The following is a 14,189-nucleotide window of genomic DNA, read 5'->3' as shown; positions in this document are numbered from 1 at the left end:
TTCGGCAGGCTCAAGGATTGGAGACGCGTGGCAACCCGCTACGACCGATGCCCGAAGGTCTTCCTGTCAGCCATCGCTCTCGCCGCACTCGTCATTTACTGGCTATGAGTCCTGACCCTAGAGATGCCATCTGGCGTCGAGCTCCTCCACCCCGGAAAGTCCGGGTATGTGCTGAAAGATTTCAGGAGGCTCGCTATGGCTTTCAAGTTGCTCTTGCACTATTTTGAATAGTTGGACATCTGAAATACCAGAATACTCTGCGCAATCCCTTAAAGAGTCCAAATTGGTTCCGTCAAATGCGACAAAAGTCAAATCTGGATCAAATTGTTCACCGTTTGCTCTCGCTAAGTCGAATATCCGTACGTTGACATCTCTCTCCGACAGGTAATTTTCTGCCAGATTCTGGCCAGCGTTTTCGCCCAGAGCCTCTACGGTGTCGCAGAACAGGATATTGTAACTGTCATCAAGATCATTGGCCAAAGTCGCACCGAATCCCAACGGCACACAGATAACCAAGCATATTATCCCCTTAATAAAACTTAAGCCCGCAGATTCCCTGCTTGCTACCACGCTTAACAGGATTTCATAGTGAAATGCGGTGGAAGTTTTTCGGAGGCCTGCCACTCGATTAAAGGCACTCACTACATTAAAGAAACCAAACTTACCCCAACCGGCCATCATTCCTTGCCACACCGGCTCTGTTGCACAAATCCCGTGGGGGATTCATCTCGTGAATCCAGCGTGGTAGCTGGTCTGCATGAGCAGACCCACACTCTCGACCTACAGGACCGGGAACTGGCCAGCCTATAACGAAGCGCTCAAGCGCCGGGGCTCGCTGACGATCTGGTTCGACCCCGAGATGAGCTGGAATGCCGTGCCGACAGGCAGGCGTGGCCGCCAGCAGACCTACAGCGATGCCGCCATTCAGACGTGCCTTTCGATGAAGGTGCTGTTCGGCATGGCGCTCAGGCAGACGACCGGCTTCGTCGAGAGCCTGCTACAACTGGTCGGCCTCGACTGGACGGTTCCGGATTTCAGCACACTGTCCCGCCGTCAGAAGACCCTGGCTGTGATCATACCGTATCGCGGGTCCAAGGGGCCGCTGCGCCTGCTGATCGACAGCACTGGCATCAAGGTCGAGGGCGAAGGCGAGTGGCACGTTCGCAAGCATGGTGGCCCGAAACGCCGCGTCTGGTGCAAGATCCACCTCGGGATCGATGAGGAAACATTGGAAATCCGAGCCGTGGAGATCACAGGGAGCCACATCGGCGATGCGCCAGTGTTACCCGACCTGCTCAAACAGATCCCGGCGCACGAGCAGATCGGCAGCGTCACCGCCGACGGTGCCTACGACACCCGCAAATGCCACGATGCCATCGCTGACCGCGGTGCCCACGCAGTCATCCCTCCCCGCAAGAACGCCAAACCGTGGAAGACGGTCACCGCCGGTGCGGTCGCACGAAGCGAAGCACTGCGGACATCGAAATACCTCGGCCGCGCGATCTGGCGACGATGGAGCGGATATCACCGCCGAAGCCGCGTCGAGACGAAGATGCATTGGGTGAAACTGCTGGGCCAGCGGCTCATGGCTCGGGACTTCGACCGTCAGGTTGCCGAACTCCAGGTCCGCATCGCCGTCCTGAACGGCTACACCGCGCTCGGCATACCTGTCACAGAAGCTGTGGGATAAGTCAGTCTGGGGAAAGGGGAACCTCGGCCATCAGCTCCTTTGTGCAACAGAGTCCTGACGCTCTGCGACGCCCATGTTGCTTCGGTCCAGTGACCAGAGATGTCGACAGACCAGAAAGTGTCGATCCACGTAGTGTTTCCTGTGTTTATTCTGTACTCGGGCCCCGAGGGGCACCACGAAAACCAGCCTAAGTGCTTGATTTTTATGGCTCCGGCGGTAGGGATCGAACCTACGACCAATTGATTAACAGTCAACTGCTCTACCGCTGAGCTACGCCGGAACTGAGCGCCGATATAGCAAGCCCGATTCCCCGCGTCCAGTGGGGCGATGCGAAAAAACCGAGACGGTCGTCACAGCAGGGCAAAGGTGGCCCTGGCGTTCATCTCTCCCAATGTTTCAACCAGATTTCGATCTGTTAAATCAATGAGATGGGCGAGGATGTTGCGCTCGGCCATGGGCAGGAGCGCGGCGGGCGTGTCGGTGTAGATCCGGCCGGCCAGTGCGGCGGTGTCGGCAGGCGCCTGGCTGAGCGCGTCCATGATCGCGGTCTCGCGGGCACGGCGATGGGCGACCAGCGCGTCACATCTGTCCTGCGGTGTCGTGACCGGGTGCCCGTGTCCTGGATAATAGACCCTGTCCCCGCGCGCCCGCAGCCGGGCAAGTGAGGCGTAAAAAGCGGTCATGTCGCCATCGGGCGGCGAAATCAGCGAGCTGGACCACCCCATGACCAGATCACCGCTGAAAAGCGCTCCGGCCCAGCCAAAGCTCAGATGGTTTGCCATGTGACCCGGGGTTTCGAGCGTTTCGATCTGCCAGCCATCGCCATGGATGAGGCTGCCATGAACCAGTTGCCGGTCGGGGGCGAACCCTTCGTCGATCCCTTCTCCGCCGCCGATACGGTCTTCGCGCGCCAGCGCCTGCATCACCGGGCTGCGGCCCCAGTCGCTTGGCCCCGCCGCCAGAACCGGCGCGCCGGTTGCCTCGGCCAGCGGACGGGCGAGGGGGGAGTGGTCCAGATGGGAATGGGTCACCAGAATATGCGAGATCCGCTGCCCCGGCTGCACCGCCTCCAGAATGGCGGCCAGATGCGGCATGATCATCGGGCCGGGGTCGATCACGGCGATATCCGTCTTGCCGATCAGATAGGTATTGGTGCCCCGCCCGGTCATCGGCGACGGATTGGGCGCAACGATCACACGCAAACCGGGTTCCAATGCCGTGGCCGTCATCCGCTTGTCCTTTGCACCGCCCCGCGCCCCGGGTTAGATGGGCCATGATGTTCGGCTGGCTCAAGAGATTCATGCCGCGGGGGCTTTACGGCCGGGCCGCATTGATCCTGATCGTGCCGATCGTCACGTTGCAACTTGTCGTCTCGGCGGCGTTTCTGCAACGTCATTTCGAGGATGTGACGCAGCAGTTGACCGCTGCGCTGGTGCTTGATCTGCGCTATATGCTGGCCCGGTGGGAGCGGGAGGGCGGGCAGGCCGCAGCCGAGGCCGCTGCGTCCCTGCAACTGACGTTGACCGGCGATGCGCCGCCGGAAGAAGACGCGCGGCTGTTCTATGACCTTTCGGGCCGCAAGGTCATGGCCGAGTTGCAGGCGCGGGTGCCGGAAGTGACCCGGATAGATCTGGCCGAAAACGACAGGCTGGTCCAGATCGGTCTGATCACGCCCGATGGCCCGGTGGAGGTCGAGGTGATGCGCGGGCGCGTGTCGGCTTCAAATCCGCACCAATTGCTGGTGCTGATGCTGTTCACCGGGCTTCTGATGACCGCCATCGCCTATTTCTTCCTGCGCAATCAATTGCGCCCGATCCGGCGGCTGGCGCGTGCTGCGGAGGAGTTCGGCAAGGGCAGGGTGGTGTCCTACAACCCGCGCGGCGCGCTGGAAGTGCGATCGGCGGGGCGCGCATTTCTGGACATGCGCAACCGTATCGAACAGCAGATCGAACAGCGCACGATGATGCTGTCCGGCGTCAGCCACGATCTGCGTACCCCGCTGACGCGGATGAAGCTGGGCCTCAGCCTGCAGGAGAGAACACCGGATATCGAGGCGCTGGAACGCGATGTGGCCGAGATGCAGGCGCTTCTGACGACGTTTCTGGATTTCGCCCGTGCCGATGCGCTGGATGATCCCGCCCCGACAAATCCCAAGGATCTGGTCGACCGGATCATCGAGGATGCGGCCCGTGGCGGCGGCACGGTGGAGCTGGTTGCACCGGACGATGTTCCACAGGTGGAAATCCGGCCTCAGGCCGTGCGCCGCGCCCTCGGAAATCTGGTTTCGAACGCGCTTCGCTATGGCGATCATGCGCGGGTCACACTGCATGTTCTGGATCATGCCGTGCGCTACACGGTGGAAGATGACGGCCCCGGCATCCCCCCGGATCAGCGCGCCGATGCGTTGCGCCCCTTTGCCCGGTTGGACGAGGCGCGCAATCAGGACAAGGGCACCGGCGTCGGGCTTGGTCTTGCCATCGCCAGCGATATTGCACGCAGTCACGGCGGCACGCTGCGGCTGAGCCAAAGCGCCGATCTGGGTGGGCTCAGGGTCGATCTGGTTCTCGCGCGTTAAGCCTGACCGTGCCGACGGTTCCGCCTTGAAATCTGCCTCACGGTGCCAGTTCGCGTGGGGCGTATTGCCCCATAAATTTTTGATATTAAATTATTTTTTGGAAGGCGGTGGTAGGCCCGGCAGGACTCGAACCTGCAACCAAAGCGTTATGAGCGCTCTGCTCTAACCAATTGAGCTACAGGCCCGCCTGAGGCAGAGGCTTATCACCTTGCTCCGGCCCGTCAAGCTTGCGCGGTCGCGCGCACTGTCTTATGGCGTCGCGGGAGCCAGCGGACGGAGAGCTTCGATGCCGAATTTGCCCATTTTGTGCCTGCGTTATCTGCTGTGGCTGGTCGGTGTCACCCTGGTTTTTCTGCTGGCGGTCAATCTGGCCGGACTGCCGCTTGGTCCTGCGACGCAGGTGATACTCGCCTCCGCCCCGGCGATCGAAATCGCCGCCAACGCCATTCGCCGCGCGGGCGTCATCCCGCCCTTCAGGGCCTGGGTTCAGCTCTGGGCGGCGATGTTCGCGGTCTACGTGCTGTTGGAGCTTGTCTTCATCGCCACCTTCGCGCCGCAGCTTTTCGGCATTCTGGCGCGGATGGCGGAGGGCAGTCAGGGCTATCTGATCGCGCGCGCCATGGTTCTGCCGATGCTGGCGCTGTTTCTCTATCTGGGTGTGCGCTCGGAACGCGCGCGTCCTGGGCGGTAGCGGAGATGGACAGCCACCCGGCCCGCTGCTAGCAGGGCTGTGACTGTCAGAGGGGGCAAGATGACCGACGCGAAAAACAGCCTGACCTATGCCGAGGCGGGGGTCGATATCGACGCGGGGAACGATCTGGTCGAACGGATCAAGCCGCTTGCGGCGGCCACCGCCCGGCCCGGCGTGATGGCGGGCCTTGGCGGGTTCGGCGCGCTGTTCGATCTGAAAGCCGCGGGATATGACGATCCGGTGCTGGTGGCCGCGACCGATGGTGTCGGCACCAAGCTGCGGATCGCGATTGATACCGGCAAGCTTGACACCATCGGCATCGACCTTGTGGCGATGTGCGTCAACGATCTGGTCTGCCAGGGGGCGGAGCCGCTGTTTTTCCTGGATTACTTCGCAACCGGCAAGCTGGATGTGGAGGGCGCGGCGCAGATCGTCGAAGGCATCGCACGGGGCTGCGAAGGCGCGGGCTGTGCGTTGATCGGCGGAGAGACCGCGGAGATGCCGGGCATGTATCAGGCCGGTGATTTCGATCTTGCGGGCTTTGCAGTAGGGGCGATGGAACGCGGCGCGGTCTTGCCCGCCGGGGTCGGGGAGGGCGATGTGCTCTTGGGCCTCGGCTCCGACGGGGTGCATTCGAACGGCTATTCGCTGGTCCGCCGGGTGGTTGATATGTCGGGTCTCGGCTGGCACGCGCAGGCGCCCTTCGCCTCGGGGCCACTGGGCGCCGAATTGCTGACGCCGACGCGGCTTTACGTCAAACCGGCCCTTGCCGCCATCCGGGAGGGAGGCGTTCATGCGCTGGCCCATATCACCGGCGGCGGGCTCACCGAAAACCTGCCCCGCATCCTGCCGGACGGCATGGGTGCGCTGATCGATCTGGGCAGTTGGCCCCTGCCGCCGGTCTTCGGATGGCTGGCGGATGTCGGCGGGCTGGAAGAAGCCGAGATGCTGAAAACCTTCAACGCCGGCATCGGCATGGTCCTGGTCGTGGCGGAGGACCGGGCGGAGCGTCTGGCCGGGCTCCTGCGCGCCGAAGGGGAAACCGTGTTCCGGATCGGGGCAGTCACGGAGAATGCGGGCATCCGGTATTCCGGGGCGCTTGGGTGAGCAAACGGGTTGCAATTCTGCTCTCGGGCGGCGGGTCCAACATGGTCGCGCTGGCCGAGAGCATGACCGGCGATCATCCGGCGCGGCCCTGTCTGGTGCTGGCCAATTCCGAGCGGGCAGGCGGGTTGCAGAAGGCGGCCGCGCGGGGCATTCCGACCGCCGTCGTCGATCACCGGCCATTCAGGGGCGACCGGCCCGCATTCGAGGCGGTTCTGAACGACAGGCTGGAGGCCGCGAGCCCCGATATCATCTGTCTTGCGGGGTTCATGCGTGTCCTCACAGAAGGTTTCGTGGCCCGCTGGCAGGGCCGGATGCTCAACATACATCCGTCGCTCCTGCCGAAATACCGGGGTCTTGAAACCCATGTCCGCGCGCTTGCGGCGGGCGACGCGGAACATGGCTGCACCGTGCACGAGGTGACCCCGGCGCTGGATGACGGCCCGATCCTTGGTCAGGCCCGTGTGACCATCGAGCCCGGCGATACCGCTGAGACGCTGGCCGCCCGCGTGCTGATCATGGAGCACCGGCTTTATCCCGCGGTTCTGCGTCGCTTCGCGGCAGGCGATCGCCGGCCGGTTTTCCTGCCCTAAGCGCCTGCGTCGCACTTCTCGGCTGCTTGCCACCCCGAGCGTTCGGCCGTCGCAAGAGGCCCGAGCGTCAAGACACTTTCAATTCCGATGCGGCTGGCCTATCACCGCGCCCCAGACAACCTATGACCCGTTTCCAGGAAAAGCCTCCGATTTTGCCCCAGACCCTGACCACCACCGATGCGCTTGCCGCGTTTTGCGCCCGCGCTGCCACCGTGCCCTATGTCACAGTCGATACCGAGTTTCTGCGCGAACGCACCTATTTCGCGCAGCTTTGCCTCGTGCAGCTTGCCCTGCCCGGCACCGATGAGAGCGACGCAGTTCTGATCGACCCGCTGGCGGACGGCATCTCGCTTGATCCGCTCTACGATCTGTTCGCGAACGAGGCCGTTGTGAAGGTATTCCATGCCGCGCGTCAGGATCTTGAGATTTTCCATGTGGAGGGCGATGTCGTCCCCACGCCGCTTTTCGATACTCAGGTCGCGGCCATGGTCTGCGGCTATGGCGATCAGGTCGGCTATGAAACGCTGGTCCGCAAGATCACCAAGGGCGGCGTCGACAAATCCTCGCGCTTCACCGATTGGTCCCGCCGGCCCCTGTCCGACGCGCAGAAAACCTATGCCCTGGCCGATGTCACGCATCTGCGCCAGATCTACGAGCATCTGGCCACTCGCCTGGACGAGACCGGGCGCACCGCCTGGATGGAAGAAGAGCTGAGCACCCTGACGGATGCCAGCAATTACGTGGTGGAGCCGGAAAACGCCTGGCGGCGGCTTAAGCTGCGCAGCAATTCCGGCCGGTTCCTGGCCATCGTCCGGGAACTGGCGGCGTTCCGCGAAACCCATGCCCAGACCCGCAACATACCCCGCAACCGGGTGATCAAGGATGACGCGTTGATGGAGATCGCGTCGTCCAAGCCCAAATCCCTTGAGGACCTGGGCAAATCGCGGCTGCTTCTGCGCGAGGCGCGGCGCGGCGAGATCGCCGAGGGGCTGATTGCCGCGGTGGCCCGGGGTGTCTCTGCCGATCCGAATACCTTCCCCGACATGCCCGCGGGCCGTGACCGCTCGGCCTTGAACCCGGCATTGGCGGATCTGTTGCGGGTGTTGTTGAAAGCCAAGGCGGAGGAGGCCGGCGTGGCGCAGAAACTGATCGCTTCGGCCTCCGATCTCGACGATATCGCTGCAGGGCACCATGACGGGCTCTGGTCCAAGGGGTGGCGCCGCAAGGTGTTCGGTGAGGATGCGTTGCGGCTGACACGCGGAGAGATTGCGCTGTCGGCCAATGGCCAGAAGGTTCAGATCATTACGGTCTAGCCCGCGCCGGGCCGGGCGCTTGCGTCACCGCCGGTTGACGCTCCTCCGGTTCGTCTGAGCCTGCACAACGATGGTGCGGATGCCTTGCAGATCCTGATTGCTCAATTCGGTCCCGGCCAGAATCTCGCGGGAGCGCTGCGTGCCCTCGCGGGTGGCGACCGGGGGTTCGAAAACGCGGAACTCATAGACGATACGGCCCTCGCCCCGTTCCACCTCGACCAGATCGGCCATCCAGTAGCCTTGCCGGGGCGGGAGACCCATTGCGCGCACGATCGCGCCGCCGGGATGCGGATCCACGTTCAGGCTGATCACCTGCGCCACCAGCGGGCGCGGGTCGGTCACAGCCACGGTTTCCACCACAGCAACCCGTTCTTCGCGGTCATTGCCGAACCAGTTGAACGGGTTCAGCCGCGTCGAACAGGCCGAAAGCCCCAGAATTACTGTCAGCGTGATCAGCAGACGAAATGCCATCTTGCCCCTCCGGCTTTTTCTTGAGGAAATGCGTAGCGCATTGGCCCGGCGATGAAAAGCGCCTCTGGACGTTTGCAGGTCCGCGGCCTACCTCAGGGACGCAATCGGATGACGGAGGTACCCATGGCCAGCGCGGCATTTGAGGAGATCGCAGAAACCTTTGAGTTTCTGGACGATTGGGAAGACCGCTATCGCCATGTTATCGAGCTGGGCAAGGCCATGGACCCGCTGGAGGAGGCTTTCCGTGTGCCCGCCACCAAGGTGGACGGCTGCGCCAGCCAGGTCTGGATCCTGCCCCGAATAGAGGGGCAGGGGCCCGATGCGGTGTTCAGTTTTCAGGGCGAAAGCGACGCGATGATCGTGCGCGGACTGATCGCGGTGCTGCACGCGCTTTATTCCGGGCTGACCGTGGATGAGGTTCTGAAGGTCGACGCAGGTGGCGAACTGGCCCGGCTGGGGTTGAACGATCATCTTTCCGCGCAGCGTTCCAACGGATTGCGCGCGATGGTGGAGCGGATCCGGAAACTGGCCGGCGAAACGGTGGCCGCCGCCTGAGCCGAACTCCCGTGCACCCGCGCTTACAAGGGGCGCAACGCGGCCTCCAGATCGCCGTAGCCGGTGAACCGCCGCTCGAAATCGAGCTTCAGGAATGCCGCGCAATCCTTCGCTTTCGCGGTCAGCCCGGGGTCGTCGGTCTGTGCCTGATAGACCAGCTTTGTGTAATGGCCGAAATACATGTCCCGCAAATCGGGGTGCCGGTCGAGACCAAGCGGTTTCGTCACGAAGGCGTCGAATTGCCGGACAAGGAAATCGGTGAGGTAGAAGGCGGATATCTCGCCCCGCGCGGCAAACTCCGCATTCCCCTCGAAAAAACTGTAACAATGCGGGCCTTCGATCATCTCGATGCCCAGCTCGGCGCAGCGGGCCTGTAACAATCCGCCGGTCCCGCAATCGGCATAGGCCACGAAAATCTCACCATATCTCTCGCGCTGCTCCGCGACGGCCTTGGCCACCGCGTCCGGGATTCTTTCGGGCGTGTTGTGCAATATCGCCGGCAGGCAATGCAGGTCCAGATGTGACCAGCCGTTTATGTTAATGATATCAATGATCTCGCGCGCCAGCGCCCCGCAGGCCAGGATCAGGACACGCCCATTTTTCTGTGCGTGGATGCCATGATTTGTCAGAGTCTCGTCATCTATGTGCATTGAAACACTTTACACCAGTCCGTGCGCTCACGGCGCTGTGGGTTGAGCGGATCAGACCCTTGGCCGAGTCTGGCGTCAAGACAAACCCGGATCTCAGACAGACCGCATTCGAAGGATGACACCGATGACAGCCACCACGACGCCCACCGCCGGCAGCGCCAGCCTGCCCGCGATCAATCTCCACACACTCGCCCTGATCTTGATAAGCGGAGCGGCGGGCACATTGGCCTTCGACCTCTGGGGCAAGGCGATTTCCCCGATGCTCGGGTTCGCGCAACTGGCGCCCGTCGGACTGGCGCGCGGTTTTCTGGGCGCGCTTGGTCTGCCGAACGGTGCGGCGGCGGGGAACTTCATGCATCTCTTTCTGGTGGGGGCCATCGCCTATCCGGTGGGTTGGCTTTTCATTGCCCGCCCCGTCATCGCGCGGATCCTGCCCGGGCTGCATTGGGTCATCGGCTCGGCCATTTATGGCGCCGGTCTGTGGGTCTTTGCCATCGGCGGGATCACGATGATCGCGGGGCTGCCGTTCTTCCTGGGCTTTACCGGGATCACCTGGGTCGCTTTGGCGGGGCATGTGTTTTACGCCATCGCCGCGGCGGCCGCGGTTGTGTATCTGGACCGGCAGAGGAGCCGGTGATCCAGCCGGATCGGTTGGGCAGGAACTGGGGCCCGTGATGCGCACGGGCCCTTCGCCGGTCAGGCGGGGTGCCCTGTCTTTTGCCGGTCGCCCCCGCCGGGGCGGCAGGATCAGACCGGCCTGAGGCGCGGCCCCAGAACCGACAGCGCCAGCCCCGCCATGATCACCACGGCCCCGGTCACCTCCAGAGGGGTGAGACGCTCCCCGAGGACCAGCGCCGCCGTGGCGATGCCCACGACCGGGATCAGCAGCGCGAAGGGTGTGACATCGGCGGCCTTGTGCCGCGCCAGAAGCGCGCCCCAGAGCGAGTATCCCAGAACCGTTGAAATCAGCGCCACATAGACCACCGCGACCCAGCCCTGCATGCTGAGCGCGGCGATGGTGGCGACGGGCTCCGGCCCCTCCACCGTCAGCGACAGGGCCAGCATCGGCACCGGCGGGACAAGGCTGGCCCAGATGAAGAGCGGCAGCATCGAAACGCCACGCAGACCTTTCAGGACCAGATTGCCGCCGGCCCAGCACAGCGCCCCGCACAAGATCAGCCCAAGGCCCACCCGCGTGAGGTTGCCGCCCGCGCCCACGCCGAAAATCACCAGCCCGGCGACCGCGACCGAGATCCCGAGTATCTGAATGCCGTGCACCCGTTCCCCCAGAAACAGCGCCGACAGGAGGATCGTGAGCGGCGCCTGCGCCTGCAACAGCAACGAGGCCAGACCCGCCGTCACATCCGCTCGCATCGCGGCGAAAAGAAACGCGAATTGCCCCATGTTGATCAGCGTACCCACGGCGAGGATTTTCCACCATGGCACGGGCGGGCGGGGCAGAATCGCGAGCAATGGCAACAGGATCAGAAAGCGCAGGCCCACGAAAAGAAAGGGCGGCAGTTCATCCAGGGCCAGCTTCATGGCCGTGAAATTCGAGCCCCAGGCGATGATCACGATCGCGACGATGGCCAGATCGCGGCCGTTCATACAGGCAGACGTCCGCTCGGAGACAGCAGCCATGCCGCGCGTCCCTCGATCACGATGGCCGAAAGCGGCCCGCCAAAGGCCGCGCCGGTATCGATGTTCAGCCGGTTGCCATGGTGCTCGACCCGTTCGATGGGCGTATGACCATGGACCACGAGCAGGCCGTGATCCTCGCTGCTTTCCAGAAACTCCTTGCGGATCCAGATCAGATCCTCCGGGTCCTGCTGCTCCAGCGGGAGCCCCGGCCGGATGCCTGCATGCACGAACAGACAGGCACCGTGCAGAAAGGTCAGCGGCAGCGACGCAAGAAAGGCGTGCTCCGATGCAGACACATGGACCCGTGCATCGCGCTGCAGGTCGGCGGCGGGCGCATCGGGATCCATCCCGAAGGAGGCAAGCGTCGCCCGCCCGCCAATACCGGGCCTCAGATATCCGTTCGCCTGCGCATCATCGGTGCCGGGAGGGTTGGTCAGGAAATCGTCCAGCATCTGCTCGTGATTGCCCTTCAGAACCACGATGCGGCCGTCGGTCTGCTGCTGCGCGCTCAGATAGCGCAGCACGCCGGCACTGTCGGGGCCCCGATCCACCAGATCGCCGATATGGACAATCGGGGCGGTCTCGTCGCCGCAGGCCGTGCGGTCCGCGGCGATTAACTCATGGGCAAGCTCCAGCTTGTCCAGATGACCGTGAATATCTCCGATGGCATAGGTTCGCATGGGGGCACCAAATCGGGATGTGAGGGCCGACGCAAGGGCAGAGATCCGGATGCAGGGGCCTTGGGGCACGACTTGCCGGGGCTGATGCCCGGCGCTCCGCCTCACGCGTGCCTTCGCCAGAGCGGCGAGAGACCGGGAAAGAAAAAAGGCGCGCCTTCCGGCCCGCCTTTTTCATTCACTCCGGTCCGCCGAACGGCTCAGGCGCTTGCGGCCATCTGGTTGTGTTTGCGCGCGATCCAGTCCTTGGCGGTTTCCACGGCAACGGCCGCATCCCGGCAATAGGCGTCGGCGCCGATGGCCTTGCCGAACTCCTCGTTCAGGGGCGCGCCTCCGACCAGCACGATGTAATCGTCGCGCAGGCCCTTTTCCTTCAGCGTGTCGATCACGACCTTCATATAGGGCATGGTCGTGGTCAGAAGGGCGGACATGCCAAGGATGTCGGGCTCTTCGGTCTCTAGGGCTTCGAGATAGCTTTCCACCGCGTTGTTGATGCCCAGATCGACCACCTCGAACCCGGCGCCCTCCATCATCATCGACACAAGGTTCTTGCCGATATCATGGATGTCACCCTTGACCGTGCCGATCACCATCTTGCCGACACGCGGTGCGCCGGTTTCGACCAGAAGCGGTTTCAGGATCGCCATGCCGCCCTTCATCGCATTGGCCGCCAGCAGAACCTCGGGGACGAACAGGATTCCGTCCCGGAAATCGTTGCCCACGATGGTCATGCCGCCCACCAGCGCCTCCGTCAGGATGCGGTAGGGCGCCCAATCGCGCGCCAGCAGGATGTTGACGCCTTCCTCGATCTCTTCCTTCAGACCGTCATACAGGTCGTCGAACATCTGTTGGACAAGCTCGTCATCGTCCAGATCCGCGAGGATGATGTCGTCTTCTTCTTCGGACATGATTAGGCTCTCCCTCTTCTGGGTGTCCTGTGCGCATTTTGACCATTAGCTAGGCTAAGGGGGAAAATTGACGCGCTGGATTGCGACACAGGCCGTGCTGCGACCGACCTGCGCTTGTAAATGTTCTTGCTATGTTCTAGATATCGGAGATGGAAACGGACCCGATCCTTTCCCCCGATCGCCGCAAGGGCCGGGGCGCGGCCAGCAACCGAACCGGCCGGTTCGAGCGATTTGAAAGAACAGGATTTTCCGATGGTTGGGCGGAGGAGGAGGCCCTGCCGCCGCTGAAGGCCGAAGTGCGGGAGGAACTGGCAAAGTCCATCATTACCCGCAACACCAGCCCCGACATCCCGTTCGACCGCTCCATTAACCCTTACCGCGGCTGCGAACACGGTTGCATCTACTGCTTTGCCCGGCCAAGCCATGCCTATTGGGGCCTGTCTCCGGGCCTCGATTTCGAAACCCGGCTGACCGCCAAGCCCAACGCGCCCGAGCTGCTGGAGGCGGAGTTGCGCAACCCGCGTTACCGCCCCCGCGTCATCGCCATCGGCACCAATACCGACCCTTATCAACCCATCGAACGGGACCGGCGCATCATGCGCGGCGTCCTTGAGGTGTTGCAGGCGTTTCAGCACCCGGTCGGGATTGTCACCAAGGGTACGCTGGTCGAGCGGGACGCGGACATCCTTGGGCCCATGGGGCAGGCGGGGTTGGCGCGGGTCGGGATCTCGATCACCACGCTGGATCGGGGTCTGGCGCGAAAGATGGAGCCGCGCGTGCCGTCGCCCGCGCGCCGCCTTCGGGCGATCGAGGTGCTGTCCCGCGCCGGCTGCGAGGTGCGGGTCATGGTATCGCCCATCGTGCCCGGCCTCACCGATCCAGAGATCGAGGCGATCCTGACGGCCGCCCGCGACGCCGGTGCGGTGGCGGCGAGTTTTGTGGCGCTGCGTCTGCCGCGGGAGGTCTCGCCGCTCTGGCGCGACTGGCTGGAAGAGCACTACCCGGCACGGTTCAACAGGGTGATGGAGAAAATCCGCGAGATGCATGGCGGGCGGGATTACTGCAGCGACTGGGGCAAGCGGATGACGGGCACTGGCACCTATGCGGAGCTGATCCGGGCCCGGTTTCGCCGGGCATCCCGGGCGCTCGGGCTGGACCGGGACCTGCCACCGCTCAGGACAGATCTGTTTTGTCCACCGCCGGCAAAGGGCGATCAACTCAGCCTTCTGTGACCTCGCCCGCCTCGCGGTCGGAACAGCCCCATACCAAACGGCAACAGGGTCAGGGAAACGCGGCCGCGTTGCGACACTTGCCACGGAAA

Annotated in this window: 16 protein-coding genes, 2 tRNA genes and 1 pseudogene; 10 read left to right on the top strand and 9 right to left on the bottom strand. The window is 63.4% G+C overall.

All coding sequences use genetic code 11. The features are described from left to right. Nucleotides 1–108 (top strand): annotated as a pseudogene (locus D9R08_RS18160) (IS5/IS1182 family transposase); the annotation flags it as partial. A 9-nt stretch (nucleotides 109–117) separates the two neighbouring features. On the opposite strand, the gene D9R08_RS18155 reads toward D9R08_RS18160, so the two are convergent. After that, nucleotides 118–678 carry a hypothetical protein gene (locus D9R08_RS18155; RefSeq protein ID WP_233557570.1) on the bottom strand — a complete coding sequence of 187 codons (561 nt, stop codon included), beginning with the start codon at nucleotides 676–678 and terminating at the stop codon, nucleotides 118–120. A gap of 79 nt (nucleotides 679–757) precedes the next feature. Here D9R08_RS18155 and D9R08_RS18150 point away from each other — a divergent pair, with 79 nt between their 5' ends. Then, nucleotides 758–1,690 carry an IS5 family transposase gene (locus D9R08_RS18150; RefSeq protein WP_121899542.1) on the top strand — a complete coding sequence of 311 codons (933 nt, stop codon included), beginning with the start codon at nucleotides 758–760 and terminating at the stop codon, nucleotides 1,688–1,690. A gap of 205 nt (nucleotides 1,691–1,895) precedes the next feature. Here D9R08_RS18150 and D9R08_RS18145 read toward each other — a convergent pair. Together D9R08_RS18145 and D9R08_RS18140 are read right to left on the bottom strand one after the other, a co-directional pair. Continuing rightward, a tRNA-Asn gene (locus tag D9R08_RS18145) sits at nucleotides 1,896–1,970 on the bottom strand. A gap of 70 nt (nucleotides 1,971–2,040) precedes the next feature. Next, on the bottom strand, nucleotides 2,041–2,919 hold the full coding sequence (locus D9R08_RS18140) for an MBL fold metallo-hydrolase (RefSeq protein WP_121899541.1): 879 nt from the start codon (nucleotides 2,917–2,919) through the stop codon (nucleotides 2,041–2,043). 47 nt (nucleotides 2,920–2,966) lie between these two features. On the opposite strand from D9R08_RS18140, the gene D9R08_RS18135 reads away from it, so the two are divergent. After that, entirely contained in the window at nucleotides 2,967–4,265 is a 1,299-nt protein-coding gene (locus D9R08_RS18135; RefSeq protein ID WP_121899550.1) for an ATP-binding protein, read from the top strand. A gap of 108 nt (nucleotides 4,266–4,373) precedes the next feature. Here D9R08_RS18135 and D9R08_RS18130 read toward each other — a convergent pair. Next, nucleotides 4,374–4,450, bottom strand: a tRNA-Ile gene (locus D9R08_RS18130). Between the two features lie 101 nt (nucleotides 4,451–4,551). On the opposite strand from D9R08_RS18130, the gene D9R08_RS18125 reads away from it, so the two are divergent. From D9R08_RS18125 to rnd, 4 genes are all read left to right on the top strand, one after another. Then, nucleotides 4,552–4,956 carry a hypothetical protein gene (locus D9R08_RS18125; protein ID WP_121899540.1) on the top strand — a complete coding sequence of 135 codons (405 nt, stop codon included), beginning with the start codon at nucleotides 4,552–4,554 and terminating at the stop codon, nucleotides 4,954–4,956. Between the two features lie 60 nt (nucleotides 4,957–5,016). After that, entirely contained in the window at nucleotides 5,017–6,063 is a 1,047-nt protein-coding gene (gene purM / locus D9R08_RS18120; RefSeq protein WP_121899539.1) for a phosphoribosylformylglycinamidine cyclo-ligase, read from the top strand. Beyond that, a complete protein-coding gene (gene purN / locus D9R08_RS18115) occupies nucleotides 6,060–6,653 on the top strand; it encodes a phosphoribosylglycinamide formyltransferase (RefSeq protein WP_121899538.1) in 594 nt (197 codons plus the stop codon). Before purM ends, purN begins: the two co-directional genes overlap by 4 nt. 122 nt (nucleotides 6,654–6,775) lie before the next feature. Next, entirely contained in the window at nucleotides 6,776–7,966 is a 1,191-nt protein-coding gene (rnd, locus tag D9R08_RS18110; RefSeq protein WP_121899537.1) for a ribonuclease D, read from the top strand. A gap of 24 nt (nucleotides 7,967–7,990) precedes the next feature. Here rnd and D9R08_RS18105 read toward each other — a convergent pair whose 3' ends face one another. Next, on the bottom strand, nucleotides 7,991–8,437 hold the full coding sequence (locus D9R08_RS18105; protein ID WP_121899536.1) for a hypothetical protein: 447 nt from the start codon (nucleotides 8,435–8,437) through the stop codon (nucleotides 7,991–7,993). A 123-nt stretch (nucleotides 8,438–8,560) separates the two neighbouring features. On the opposite strand from D9R08_RS18105, the gene D9R08_RS18100 reads away from it, so the two are divergent. Further along, complete coding sequence (locus D9R08_RS18100) at nucleotides 8,561–8,992, top strand: SufE family protein (protein ID WP_121899549.1); 432 nt, start codon at nucleotides 8,561–8,563, stop codon at nucleotides 8,990–8,992. A gap of 23 nt (nucleotides 8,993–9,015) precedes the next feature. Here D9R08_RS18100 and D9R08_RS18095 read toward each other — a convergent pair whose 3' ends face one another. Then, a complete protein-coding gene (locus tag D9R08_RS18095) occupies nucleotides 9,016–9,642 on the bottom strand; it encodes a DUF1638 domain-containing protein (protein ID WP_121899535.1) in 627 nt (208 codons plus the stop codon). 124 nt (nucleotides 9,643–9,766) lie between these two features. Here D9R08_RS18095 and D9R08_RS18090 point away from each other — a divergent pair, with 124 nt between their 5' ends. Then, on the top strand, nucleotides 9,767–10,279 hold the full coding sequence (locus D9R08_RS18090) for a hypothetical protein (protein WP_121899548.1): 513 nt from the start codon (nucleotides 9,767–9,769) through the stop codon (nucleotides 10,277–10,279). A 110-nt stretch (nucleotides 10,280–10,389) separates the two neighbouring features. Here D9R08_RS18090 and D9R08_RS18085 read toward each other — a convergent pair whose 3' ends face one another. From D9R08_RS18085 to D9R08_RS18075, 3 genes are all read right to left on the bottom strand, one after another. After that, nucleotides 10,390–11,283 (bottom strand): EamA family transporter, encoded by an 894-nt coding sequence (locus tag D9R08_RS18085; protein WP_121899534.1) that lies wholly within the window; start codon nucleotides 11,281–11,283, stop codon nucleotides 10,390–10,392. Further along, a complete protein-coding gene (locus D9R08_RS18080; protein ID WP_121899533.1) occupies nucleotides 11,247–11,963 on the bottom strand; it encodes a metallophosphoesterase family protein in 717 nt (238 codons plus the stop codon). Before D9R08_RS18080 ends, D9R08_RS18085 begins: the two co-directional genes overlap by 37 nt. 197 nt (nucleotides 11,964–12,160) lie before the next feature. Next, nucleotides 12,161–12,868, bottom strand: a complete 708-nt coding sequence (locus tag D9R08_RS18075; protein ID WP_121899532.1) for a corrinoid protein — start codon at nucleotides 12,866–12,868, stop codon at nucleotides 12,161–12,163. 149 nt (nucleotides 12,869–13,017) lie between these two features. On the opposite strand from D9R08_RS18075, the gene D9R08_RS18070 reads away from it, so the two are divergent. After that, nucleotides 13,018–14,100 (top strand): PA0069 family radical SAM protein, encoded by a 1,083-nt coding sequence (locus D9R08_RS18070; protein ID WP_121899531.1) that lies wholly within the window; start codon nucleotides 13,018–13,020, stop codon nucleotides 14,098–14,100. The last annotated feature ends 89 nt before the right edge of the window (nucleotides 14,101–14,189 follow it).

The sequence above is a fragment of the Rhodophyticola porphyridii genome, from assembly GCF_003688285.1.
GTDB lineage: Bacteria > Pseudomonadota > Alphaproteobacteria > Rhodobacterales > Rhodobacteraceae > Rhodophyticola > Rhodophyticola porphyridii.
The sequence above is the reverse complement of the archived record's forward strand: the minus strand, read 5'-3'. Positions and strand labels throughout refer to the sequence as shown.